This window comes from Megasphaera massiliensis (assembly GCF_036305205.1).
GTDB classification, from domain to species: domain Bacteria; phylum Bacillota; class Negativicutes; order Veillonellales; family Megasphaeraceae; genus Megasphaera; species Megasphaera massiliensis.
In genome coordinates, this window is sequence record NZ_JAXIXE010000024.1 from 1 (window position 1) to 11,960 (window position 11,960).

11 protein-coding genes are annotated in these 11,960 nt (G+C 50.3%); 6 read left to right on the top strand and 5 right to left on the bottom strand.

All coding sequences use genetic code 11. The features are described from left to right. The 5 genes from UCI88_RS04610 to guaA all read left to right on the top strand — a co-directional run. Window positions 1-654, top strand: a 654-nt coding sequence (locus UCI88_RS04610; protein WP_330024070.1) for an RNA-guided endonuclease InsQ/TnpB family protein, incomplete at its 5' end; no start/stop codon positions are given. A 220-nt stretch (window positions 655-874) separates the two neighbouring features. Continuing rightward, window positions 875-2,098 (top strand): CaiB/BaiF CoA transferase family protein, encoded by a 1,224-nt coding sequence (locus UCI88_RS04615; RefSeq protein ID WP_256179412.1) that lies wholly within the window; start codon window positions 875-877, stop codon window positions 2,096-2,098. Window positions 2,099-2,228: 130 nt separating this feature from the next. Next, window positions 2,229-2,699 carry a CBS domain-containing protein gene (locus UCI88_RS04620; RefSeq protein WP_225069033.1) on the top strand — a complete coding sequence of 157 codons (471 nt, stop codon included), beginning with the start codon at window positions 2,229-2,231 and terminating at the stop codon, window positions 2,697-2,699. 15 nt (window positions 2,700-2,714) lie between these two features. Then, a complete protein-coding gene (locus UCI88_RS04625; RefSeq protein ID WP_049917265.1) occupies window positions 2,715-3,260 on the top strand; it encodes a CBS domain-containing protein in 546 nt (181 codons plus the stop codon). A gap of 106 nt (window positions 3,261-3,366) precedes the next feature. Then, complete coding sequence (gene guaA, locus UCI88_RS04630) at window positions 3,367-4,902, top strand: glutamine-hydrolyzing GMP synthase (RefSeq protein ID WP_256179413.1); 1,536 nt, start codon at window positions 3,367-3,369, stop codon at window positions 4,900-4,902. A 346-nt stretch (window positions 4,903-5,248) separates the two neighbouring features. Here guaA and UCI88_RS04635 read toward each other — a convergent pair whose 3' ends face one another. The 5 genes from UCI88_RS04635 to nikB all read right to left on the bottom strand — a co-directional run bounded on the left by UCI88_RS04635 (window position 5,249) and on the right by nikB (window position 10,148). Next, the gene (locus UCI88_RS04635) at window positions 5,249-6,802 is read right to left on the bottom strand and encodes an ABC transporter substrate-binding protein (protein WP_256179414.1); all 1,554 of its coding nucleotides are present in this window, start codon (window positions 6,800-6,802) and stop codon (window positions 5,249-5,251) included. Between the two features lie 12 nt (window positions 6,803-6,814). Continuing rightward, on the bottom strand, window positions 6,815-7,573 hold the full coding sequence (locus UCI88_RS04640; RefSeq protein ID WP_256179415.1) for an ABC transporter ATP-binding protein: 759 nt from the start codon (window positions 7,571-7,573) through the stop codon (window positions 6,815-6,817). 3 nt (window positions 7,574-7,576) lie between these two features. Continuing rightward, complete coding sequence (locus UCI88_RS04645) at window positions 7,577-8,356, bottom strand: ABC transporter ATP-binding protein (protein ID WP_256179416.1); 780 nt, start codon at window positions 8,354-8,356, stop codon at window positions 7,577-7,579. Between the two features lie 2 nt (window positions 8,357-8,358). After that, window positions 8,359-9,132, bottom strand: coding sequence for an ABC transporter permease (locus UCI88_RS04650; protein WP_302356948.1), 774 nt, complete (start codon window positions 9,130-9,132; stop codon window positions 8,359-8,361). 71 nt (window positions 9,133-9,203) lie between these two features. Next, window positions 9,204-10,148: a nickel ABC transporter permease gene (gene nikB, locus UCI88_RS04655; protein WP_256179419.1), complete on the bottom strand. Its 945-nt coding sequence runs from the start codon at window positions 10,146-10,148 to the stop codon at window positions 9,204-9,206. A gap of 361 nt (window positions 10,149-10,509) precedes the next feature. Here nikB and UCI88_RS04660 point away from each other — a divergent pair, with 361 nt between their 5' ends. Beyond that, window positions 10,510-11,289, top strand: a complete 780-nt coding sequence (locus UCI88_RS04660) for a class I SAM-dependent methyltransferase (protein ID WP_256179420.1) — start codon at window positions 10,510-10,512, stop codon at window positions 11,287-11,289. Window positions 11,290-11,960 lie beyond the last annotated feature (671 nt).

The window sequence follows — 11,960 nt, forward strand, 5'->3', positions numbered from 1 at the left end:
GTTAAGCGGGACACTTTGGGAGACATTTATCTCTACTTCGTCTGTGAACAAAAAATTACAGAAGTTAAACTACGAACAGGTAAAAGCGTCGGGTTTGATTTCTGCTTTAAAGATAAAATGCTCGTTGCTCCGGATGAGGAAAATGATATTGCCGCGCCATCCTTCTTTCAGAAGAACCAGAAGGCTATCCGTACGGCCTGTCGAAATCTGTCGCGCCGTCAACTCCGCTCGAAGAATCGTAAGAAGTATCGTAAAGGATTAGCACGACTCTATCGAAAACAAGCGAATCAGCGCAGAGATTTCCACTTTAAACTCGCGAAAGAGCTATGTCAGAAGTATGCGGTTATCTGTTTTGAAAGTCTCAGCATGAAGGCTATGCAGCAAGGTCACGGGAAAAAAGTCAACGACTACGGCTTTGCTGCGTTCGAGAATATCCTGAGATATGTCAGCCGTCAGACAGGAACGAAAATTATTAAGGTAGATACATTTTATCCGTCCAGTCAGATTTGTCATGACTGTGGCTACCAAAACAAAGAAGTTAAGAATATTCGTGTCTCTGAATGGACTTGCCCTTCCTGCGGAATCCATCACGACCGAGACCGCAATGCGGCTAGAAATATTTTGTCAGAAGGTCTGAGGCTACTAACAGCATAAATTTGTATACGGGTGGGACATCATCCGTTAGGAGAGAGAACGTAAGACCATCGCGAGATGCGCAGTTTTCGCTCGTATCCTAGAATCCCTCGGCTTTAGCCGTGGGAGTATGTCAATCGATTAGAATCCCCTTTCATAGCATCCGAGGCTGCTGCTAAATCTATAACGGGATTCATACGATGGCCGGGTTGAGTAAGGGCCATCAAGAGGAGGAATCTGTATGGAACAACATAAAGAACAGTCGGTAGATGCAAAGACAAAGCCCTTGACCGGTGTCCGTGTCCTCGATATGACCCATGCCTACAGCGGACCCTTTTGTACCATGCATCTGGCCGATCAGGGGGCTGAGGTCATTAAGCTGGAAGTGCCGGGAAAGGGGGATCAGTCCCGTGGCTGGGCCCCTTTTAAAAATGGCGCCAGCGGGTATTATGCCTATATCAACCGCAATAAGTTTGGCCTGACCCTCAATCTGAAAACGGAAGAGGGCAAAGAGATTTTCAAAAAATTAATCAAAGAAGTCGATGTCCTTTGTGAAAACTTCCGCGTCGGTACCCTGGAAAAATTGGGTCTCGGTTATGAGGTCTTAAAAGACATCAATCCGTCCTTGATTTACGCTTCGATTTCAGGTTTTGGTTTGGAAGGTCCGGAAGCGGAACTCCCCAGTTATGATCTCATCGCCCAGGCTATGGGCGGGCTCATGAGCATGACCGGTGAAAAGGACCATATGTATAAAGTAGGATCGTCCATTGCCGACAACTATTCCGGGACCTATTTGTCCCTGGCTATCGTCATGGCCTTATTCCAGCGGGAACGGACCGGCATGGGGCGGCGTGTCGATGTTTCTATGCTGGATACGATTTTCTCTATTTTAGAAACGGGAGCCCTGTCCTACGAACTGAACGGAGATATTGTAGAAGCCGTAGGCAACCGAAATCTGTCCGTGGCTCCCTGTGATATTTTTAAAGCAGCCGACGGGCAATTTGCCCTGGTCTGCGGGACCCAGCGCTTTTGGCGGTCTTTGTGTCAGATTATGGGAAAACTGGAGCTGGCCGATGACCCGCGATTTGCCGATAATAAACTGCGCTGCGAACATTATCCGGACGAATTGAAACCGATTATTGAAGGCTGGAGCCGGCAGCACACGCTGGATGAACTGGAAACGAAGCTCTCCGATGCCGAAATCCCCTTTGGCCGCATTGCCGATACCAAGGGGGTGTGCGAAAACCCGGTCATAAAACGGCGCCATATGCTGTGGGATATTGACGATCCTGCCATTGGGGAGACGATTTCCGTGCCGGGGACGCCCATCAAAATCCATGGCTGCGAGGATAGGGCCTTTCGTCCGGCACCGACCTTGGGGCAGCATACCGACGATATCCTCAAAGAGATAGTCCATCTGACAGAGGAAGAGATTGCCCGCCTTCATGAAGAAGGAGTTATTTAAGAGAAGGGACGGTCTTTAGAGATTTTTTCACCTCATAGCAGGAAATCAACCTCTTTATGTCTAATATTTATAGTATAATAGATATATAAGACGACACACGTGCCGTTTTCTTTTAAAGGAGTGATACTATATGGCAAAACGTACTGCATCCGATATTATGGAAAAAGCTTTTATCACGGCAAGCCCGGAAACGTCTGTGTTTGACTTAGTCAATCTGTTTGTAAAGAATCGCATCACCGCCATTCCTATCATCAATGACAAGGAAGAATTGGTCGGGATCGTAACCGATGCCGATTTACTGTACAAAAAGGTAAAACCCCACGTTCCGCATTACGTCAATTTGCTCGGTGCCAGCATCTATTACAACGGTATCAGCGAATACGACAAGGGCTTTAAGAAACTTTTGGCCTGCACGGCTCGCGACATGATGACCAAAGACGTCATCATTGCAGCACCCGATGCTGATGTCGAACAGATTGCCGGCGTCATGGTAGCCGAACACTTGAAGGTCATTCCTATTGTTGAAGAAAAACACATTGTCGGCATCGTTACGCGCGGCAATATTCTCGATGAATTGTACCGTGAATACGGCGAAGATTAAAAGGGGGAGAAGAAGATGACGGAAGACATGAAGAAAGACTCATTGCCCGTCGAAGAAGAAACTGTCGAAACCGTTGAACCGGTTGAAACAGCAGCGGAAAAACCGGCCGTCCTCGTTCGGGACGTCATGGAAAAGGTATTCGTATCGGTCACGCCGGATACGCCCATTCGCGACGTATTTCGCCTTTTTATCAAACATCGCCTCCTGGCCGTACCGGTCGTCGACGAAAACAGCCATCTCATCGGCCTCATTTCCAGTGCCGACCTCATGTATCGCAGCTCGAAGCCGCATATTCCTCGCCTGCCTTTCATGGGCACCAAAGTGTATACCAACCGCATTTGTAAGTACGTCAAGGAATTTAAAAACCTCCTCGATCAGCCCTGTAAGAAGCTGATGACCAAAGACGTCATGATCGCCACGCCTAAAGCCGATATCGAACAGGTCGCCGCCGTCATGGTCATTGAACACTTGAAAATCCTGCCCGTCGTCGACAACCATCGCGTCGTCGGCATGATTACCCGGGCCTGCATCTTAAAGGATTTGTATCGGGAATGGAAGTAATCGCCTCCTTTGTGGCTAGGCATGGACGCTGTCCTGTGGTATAATTATATGATCTTATCATTTAGGCAGCTGTGCTGCTAAAAAAGTCATTCACGAGGAGGCCATAATGGATACCAAAGAACTCGTTATCGTCGTCGATTTTGGGGGTCAATACAACCAGCTCATCGCACGGCGCGTCCGCGAAAATCACGTATATTGTGAGGTATACCCTTATCATAAAGCCGTTGCAAAAATCAAAGAACTTCAGCCCATAGGCGTCATCTTTACGGGTGGCCCCGGCAGTGTCTATGAAGAAAATGCACCGAAGATCGAAGCCGAAGTCTTCCAGCTCGGCACGCCTGTTCTCGGCCTCTGCTACGGCATGCAGTTCATGGCCCAAACCTTAGGCGGTGAAGTCCAGAATGCGACCATGCGGGAATTCGGCAAGACGGAAATCGACGTCAATACGGCATCGCCCTTATTCAAAGGCCTTCAGGAAAAAGAAGTCGTTTGGATGAGTCATCAGGACTACGTCGCCTCCATTCCCGAAGGCTTTGAAGTCGTAGCCCATACGGCGAACTGCCCGGTCGCTGCCATGCAGAATCCGGCGAAAAAACTCTATGCCATGCAGTATCATCCGGAAGTGCTCCACACGGAACACGGCAAGGAAATGATCCATAATTTCCTCTTCGAAGTCTGCGGCTGCACCGGCTCGTGGACCATGGCCAACTACGCCAAGACGGCCATTGCCTCCATTAAAGAAACGGTCGGCGACGGCAAAGTCGTCCTGGCCCTCTCCGGCGGCGTCGACAGCTCGGTGGCTGCGGCCCTCATTTCTAAGGCCGTCGGCAGTCAGCTGACCTGCATCTTCGTCGATCACGGCCTCCTTCGCAAGAACGAAGGCGACGAAGTCGAAAACGCTTTTAAAGACAGCGGCATGAACTTCATCCGCGTCGATGCGTCGGATCGCTTCCTTTCTAAACTGGAAGGCGTCAGCGATCCCGAACGGAAGCGGAAAATCATCGGTGAAGAATTTATCCGCGTCTTTGAAGACGAAGGACGTAAAATCGGATCCGTCGACTTCCTGGCGCAGGGGACGATTTACCCCGACGTCATCGAATCCGGTGCCGGCGATGCAGCCGTCATCAAGAGCCACCACAACGTCGGCGGCCTTCCGGCTGTCGTCGATTTCAAAGGCCTCATCGAACCCCTTCGCAACCTCTTTAAAGACGAAGTCCGCGAACTCGGGGCTGAACTGGGCCTTCCCGAATACCTCGTATGGCGCCAGCCTTTCCCGGGTCCGGGCCTGGCTATCCGCGTCATGGGTGAAATCACCAAAGACAAACTGGATATCCTCCGCGATGCCGATGCCATCTTCCGCGAAGAAATCGCCAATGCCGGCATGCAGCGCGACATCAACCAGTACTTTGCCGTCCTCACCAATAACCGCTCCGTCGGCGTCATGGGCGACTTCAGAACCTATGACTACACACTGGCCCTGCGCGGCGTCACGACGACAGACTTCATGACGGCTGATTGGGCCCGCATTCCTTACGACGTCCTCGATAAAATCTCGAGCCGCATCGTAAACGAAGTAGACCACATCAACCGCATCGTCTACGATATTACCAGTAAACCGCCTGCAACCATTGAATGGGAATAAAATAATAGCAACCCTCATAAATCGCAACGTGAAGCGATTTGTGAGGGTTCTTTTTTTATTGAAAGTTCTCAAAGTGAACCGACAGTAGTCAGCCTTTTGTGGGAAAGTTTTTCTTTTATACTATAAAAACTTTATTTTAAAGTATTTTTTTGAAGTATACTAGCAAAAAGTGTTGATGAACAGGGATGATCTTATCAAAATATCCCGAAGGCTATCGTTGTTCGGAAGCCGTACTTGAACTAAAACTTGAACATGAAACAGCCGTTTACGCACTGTGACGTAAACGGCTGCTGTTATTTTGGATAGAGTTTTTCATTATCCTGATTTATGGGGAAGGGTACGGAAATTATTCGACGTCCAAATCGGCCGTGACCTGATAGTAATCGCAGGCATGGGAGGTATAGTTCTTGACGTTTTTCTTGGAAATCATGCTCATCTTCAGGAAAGAACAGAAGACGAAGGCGTTATCGTCAAGGACGGTCTGCTGCATCCGGACGGCCAGGGCAGCGCGTTTGGCCGGGTCGAATTCTTGGCTCAGTTGTTCTTCCAGGGCATCCAACTTGGCGCTGTGATATTTTCCCTGGTTCTTGGTGGCATTGCTTACGGCAAATACGGTGAACCAGTACTCCGGATCGCCCGTAGGAGCTTGGACGTTGGCCATGGCATAGACATCCCATTTCTTCGGATCTTTGACGACTTGGTTGTTATCGGCTGTATTATTGATATCGACGGCTATGCCGATATCTTTTAGGGTGGATTGGGCCGATTCGGCCAACAGCGGCAGTTCTTGACGACTCGGATAGGTCAGCCATTTTACGACCAGTTTCTTGCCGTTCTTCTCACGGATTCCGTCGCCATCGGTGTCTGACCAGCCGGCTTGTTCCAGCACTTTCTTGGCCCCTTCCGGATCGTAGGTTTCGGTCGTTACCTTATCGCCGCCAAAGGCAGAGCCTGCCGGGAATACGCCGTTCGCCGGGAATCCGTTTCCTTCCAACAATTTGTCGACGAAACTTTTCTTGTCGATCCCCATGGCAATGGCCTTGCGGACAGCCGGATCGGCGCAGACTGAATCGGGATCGAAATTCATCTTGCCGAAGAAACAGCGGGACGTAGAAATCTGGGAGATATTGTACTGATCATTTTGGAAGAGGGGGTAGCTTTCATAAGCCATGCCGTAGGCCGCCTGCACTTCACCGGACTGGAGGGCATTGGCCAGGGTGTTGCCGTCGGTAATGGTGCGGATCGTAATCTTATCCAGCTTCGGCGTGCCGCCCCAATAGGTGTCATTTTTCTTGAGGGTCAGATGGTCGTCGGTCTTTAAATCGGTCGCGATATACGGACCCGTACCGGCTACGATTCCATTTTCAAACCCGGCGTCGACATCGATGATACAGCCATAGGGATCGCCGAGATAATTGAGCAGGGCCGGTTTCGGTTCTGTCGTCCTGATGATGAGTTCTTGCCCCTTTGCTTCAATAGAAGCAATCTTCAAGTCCTGTTGGGCTCGTTTGTTGTTGGCAATCAGATGTTCCAGACACTGTTTGACGGCAGCGGCATCCATTACACGGCCGCTGGAAAATTTGACATTGTCACGAAGGGTCAGTTTCCACGTCAAGGGATCGGTGTTTTCCCACTTGACCGCCAACCAAGGCTGGAGCTCCATGTCATCGGAGTACTTGACCAGGGTCTCCCCGATGCCGTAGCGGATACAGGCCCAGCCGGCGTAGGCGTTGTGGGGGTTGACGTCGGGTTCTTCATTGGAGCTGTTGAAGGTCGTGTCGCCAATTGTCAGTACCTTATTTCCGCTGCCACCTCCGGCCGAATCATTGCCGCAGCCGGTAATGGCACCGACGCACAGCAGGGCACCGATCATCAGGGCTGCCAGTTTCTTCCATTTCATTGCATTTCCTCCTTATAGTACGCTGTCTATGAGCTTCTTCGTATAGTCCTGCTGCGGATGGCGAATTACCTCCTCCGTCGTTCCCGTTTCTATGATATTTCCGTCGTGCATGACGATGACCCGGTCGCAGAAGTCTTGAACCAGGGCGATATCATGAGAAATGAAGAGATAAGACATCTTCAATTCCTTCTGCAGTTCATCGAGGAGGGACAGGATGTCGGCCTGTACGGTTACATCCAGGGCCGACGTGGCTTCATCGAGAATCAACAGCTTAGGCTGAATGGCCAGGGCCCGGGCGATGGCCGCTCTCTGGCATTGACCGCCGCTGACCTCATGAGGATACCGGTCGGCAAAGGCTGACTCGAGGCCGCAGCGTTCCAAGAGGCGCTGACATTCTGCTGCGGCGTCTTTTTTGGACCGGCCGTGATTGCGCAGGCCTTCGGTGATGCCATCTCCCAATGTCCGGCGAGGATCGAAGCTTTCCACGGGCATCTGAAAGACCATCTGCATTTTCCCGTAGGCCTGCCGCAGTTTTCTGCCGGAAGCTTTCGTAATATCTTGGCCCTCCAGGATGATGCTTCCGGAGGTCGCATCGAGCAGCCGTGTCACCATCTTCGCCACCGTTGTCTTGCCGCTGCCGCTTTCACCGATGATGGCCACCTTTTCTCCTTCGCCGACGGAAAAGGTCACATCATCGACGGCCGGAAAATCATTCCCATCGGCAGCGGTAAAAATTTTGCGGAGGTGCTCTACGCGTAACAGTTCTTCCATCATTTACCTCCTTAACTTCGGCACGGCGGCCAGCAGTTTTTTCGTATAACTTGTCCGGGGATGTTGTAAGATTTCCTGTACGTCTCCGTATTCCACCATCTGGCCATCCTTCATAATCAGCATCGTGTCCGCCATGGCCTTAATGACGCCGATATTGTGGGTAACGAGCAGAATGGCGGTGCCAAACAGTTTCCTCGCCAGCAGCATTTCCTCGATGACCTGTTTTTGTACCGTAACATCTAAGGCCGAAGTGGGCTCATCGGCCAAAAGGACTTTCGGTTTCAGGAGCATGGCCGCCGCCACGCCCACACGCTGCTGCATGCCGCCGGAGAGTTCAAAGGGATAGCTGTCTAAAATACGCCGGGGGTCCGTAAAGCCTAATTTTGTCAGCAGGTCTGGGGCCTGCGTTTCTACGGCCTTTTTATCCGTATAGCCGTGAGCTGCCATCATTTCTCGGATTTGCGCCCGTATCGTTCGAATGGGGATAAAGGAAGTCCCGGCAGTCTGAAAAATCATGGCGATCTCCGGTCCGCAGAGGACCTGCATGTCCCTTTCCGAAAGGTCCGGCAGATTCTTGTCCTGATACCAAATATCGCCGCGGGTGACGAGGCCGTCTCTGCCTAACAGGCCCATAGCAGCCTTCAATAACGTTGACTTTCCACTGCCGCTTTCGCCGGCAATGCCGAGGATTTCTCCGGCTTGAAGGTCAAAGCTGACATCTTGGACGACCCGCCTTCCGTTATAACTGATATCTACCTGATCATATCGTATGATGCCGCTCATCCTTACCTCCGATTCTTTGGGTCCAGCCAGTCACGGACCGTATCCCCAAGGAGATTGAAAACCATAACCGACACAAAGATAGCCACGCCGGGAGACAGGGTTACCCAAGGATGAGTCGCCAAGAGATTACGGGTATCACTCATCATGCTGCCCCACTCGGGAATCGGTGGCTTTGCGCCCAGTCCCAGAAAAGAAAGCCCGGCTAATTCCATCATCATCGTGCCGATATCGAGCATGGCCGTGACCAAGATGGGACCTGAAATATTGGGAATGACATGCTTGTAAATCATTTGAAATGTACTGTTTCCTGCCATTTTAGCGGCCTGCATATAGGTTGCCGACTGCTGGGCTAAGGCCTGACTGCGGGCCAGACGGGCATATTTGGGCCAGCTGATGGCCGCCAGGGCTAAGATGGCGTTATGGACACCGCCGCCTAATACAGCAGCAACGGCTAAGGCAAAGACCAGGCCGGGGAAGGCCAGAAACATATCGGCCAGGCGCATGAGCAGTGTATCAATCCATTTTCCCGACCAGGCACAGACAATGCCGATGAGACTGCCAAACACGGTAATAAAACCGACCAACAGGAGGGTAGAAAAAATACTCGTATAGCTGCCGGCAATGATCCTTGAGAGCATATCGCGGCCGAAACGGTCGGTACCCAGCAGATGTTCGGCAGAGGGCGCTGCCTTGGCAATGGCCAGATTCTGTTCATACGGGTCATACGGACACAGGGATTCGCTGAAAAAGGCTGCGGCAATCAGTAATAAAGCCAAGATCGAGAAGGCGATTAGTTTATATTTGAGTCGGTCCTTTTTCACGGTTTGAATTCGTACCGTAACGTCGTTCACTTGCGGCTCACCCCCAGCCGGATACGCGGATCCAGATGATGATACAGCAGATCGGCTATCAGATTGACCACGACATAGATGATCGCCATCCACATGACATAAGCCTGAATCAACGGATAGTCACGCATATTGATGGCATCTACGGCCAGCTTGCCGACGCCATCCCACATGAAGATGCTTTCGATAATGGCCGTACCGCCCAAAAGGCTGCCGATCGACAAGGTTAACAGGGTCATAATGGTCAGCATGGCGGACTTCATGACATTCTTCCAAAGAATAACCTTACGGCTGACCCCACGGGCCTTGGCCCCCAACACATAATCCTTATTGAGCTCTTCCAGTACGGTAGAACGGACCTGCCGCAAATACTTCGCCGACATGGCAATGGCCAGGGTCATCGTCGGCATGATGGTGCTCTGCCAATCCGTGCCGCCGGAGATGACCGGCAAGAGGTTCAATTGGATGCCTAGCAACTGCATCAACAGCATGGCCACAAAGAAATTCGGCATGGCATTGCCGATAAAGCTGAAAAAGCGCAGGATCAAATCTTCCGCTTTATTGTGACGGACCGCTGCCAAAATGCCTAAGGGCAGGGAAATCACTACCGTCAGCAATATCGATAGTGTCGTCAGCAATATCGTCGCCGGCAGCTTTCGCAGAAAGGATTCCAGCACGGGCTCGCCCGTCACATAGCTCATACCCATATTTCCGTGCAGCATCGCCTGAAGCCAGGACGCATACTGCCGGAAGAAGGGCAGATTCAATCCCAGCTCGGCTTTTCTGGCATCGATGATTTCTTGGGCCACCTCTACGCCGCGGTTGGTATACATTTCCGTTACGGCATCACTGCCTGCCATATACATCAGCAGGAAGGACAGGAAGGTGATCCCAAACAGAATGGGAATCAACTGTAGGAAACGCTGCAGTGTATAATTCAACATGTCTCATCCTTTCTTCGTTTTCTTCATAACTTTAATAATACCTTAAAAAATGTATACATATAAGCCCTATTGGGGGATATTGGACGATGATAATTGCAGATTAAGCCTTACATTCAAAGATTTGATGACTAAAGAATGGCAAATTGATTTGTTAATGACGGTTTTTTGAAAATTTCTTTTAGTATCGGCATTTTCCCGAGAAATGCTAAAAACATTCTTTATTATCCCCATAGGGGGCTTATAAATTTTTATTATATTCGATAAACTAATAACAGTGAATGATATGAATGGAAAATTTTTAAAGCCCTACCGACGAAGGATTTCGGAGTTTGCGGCAGGAGGGCGTAGGAGAGCGATTAATATGGCGACAAATAATATGAAATATAATGAAGACATCGATACGTATGGTGAGCTGAATCGCGAAATCGAGGCCTATTGGGACTCGCGCAGCGATGATTTCAGCAAGACGAGACGAAAAGAACTGAAAGGCCCCAGTGCGGAAGCTTGGAGCCGGCTGCTTAAGGAAAAACTTCCTCAGGGACAGAACCTTCGGATTCTGGATATCGGAACCGGTGCCGGCTTCTTTGCCATCTTATTAGGGAAAATGGGACACGCCGTGACGGGTATCGATATGTCGGGGGCCATGCTTCATGAGGCGAAGATCAATGCTCTGGCCTATGGCGTGGCAGCCAAGTTTCAGAAGATGAATGCTCAAGAGCTTGATTTCGAATCGGAGTCCTTCGATGTCGTCATCAGCCGAAATCTCACCTGGACCCTGCCCGATGCGATGGCGGCCTATCGGGAATGGCATCGCGTGTTGAAGCCACAGGGCTTGCTGTTGAACTTTGACTCCGATTACGGGCAGGAAACCTTTTCAAAAAAAGACAATCAAGAACATGTCCATGCCAATATCAATCAAGAACTCATCGACACCTGCAACAACATCAAAGACGCTGTCCGCATCAGTAATCATCGTCGCCCGGACTGGGATATAAAGTATCTGAAAAGTCTTGGCATGGAAGTGGATGCGGAAGCCAATATAGCGCCGCGCGTGCACAATGATCCCGATATGCAGTACGACGATGTTCCGCTGTTTGCCATCGCTGCAAAGAAATTATTTCATGCTGATAATCTTTACTAATCGGCCATGACGACGGCGCCGTCTGAGCGACAAGTGATTCAGGCTGCGCGACATTTGTGGGGACGATTGATGTAAGAAAGGGCCGAATACAGTATCTCTCCGAACGGGGACTGAAACACTTTAAAGCCAACATACTTTTGCTGGTTGATTATGACCGTTAAGACACCCATCCCCGTAGGAGACGGAACACTTTTGTAATGGCCGGTACAATTTTCTTTGCTTTGGGTAAGAACTTGAATCCCCAAGGTGGGCTGTGATGGCTTTTCTTGGGGATTTGTTCTGTTTGGCCCTTCGTTGCGGTGCAGTGGTTTGACAAGGTGCAGCGAAAAAAGTATACTTGAGATAAGTCAAGGTAATACTGATTTTGTCTGACCTTTGGAAAACCTATTTTAGGGTCAAAAACCCCGTAGGTTTGAAAATTTCCAAAATGCCTACAAATGGCGTAACGAAGCGGATAGACGACACTGCCTGATTTTTATTTTTCACCCGGGTACCTGAAAAAGGCCAAAAAAGCCTTAGGTTTGAAAAAATCGCCTGTGAGCCCAGTCAGGGAGCGGGTACTGAGGGACAGAGTCAGCGTACCAAAATCCCCGTAAGGGGACTGAAACATCGTCACGTATCAAAATCGAGATGGTGACAAGATCGAAGTCAGCGTACCAAAATCCCCGTAA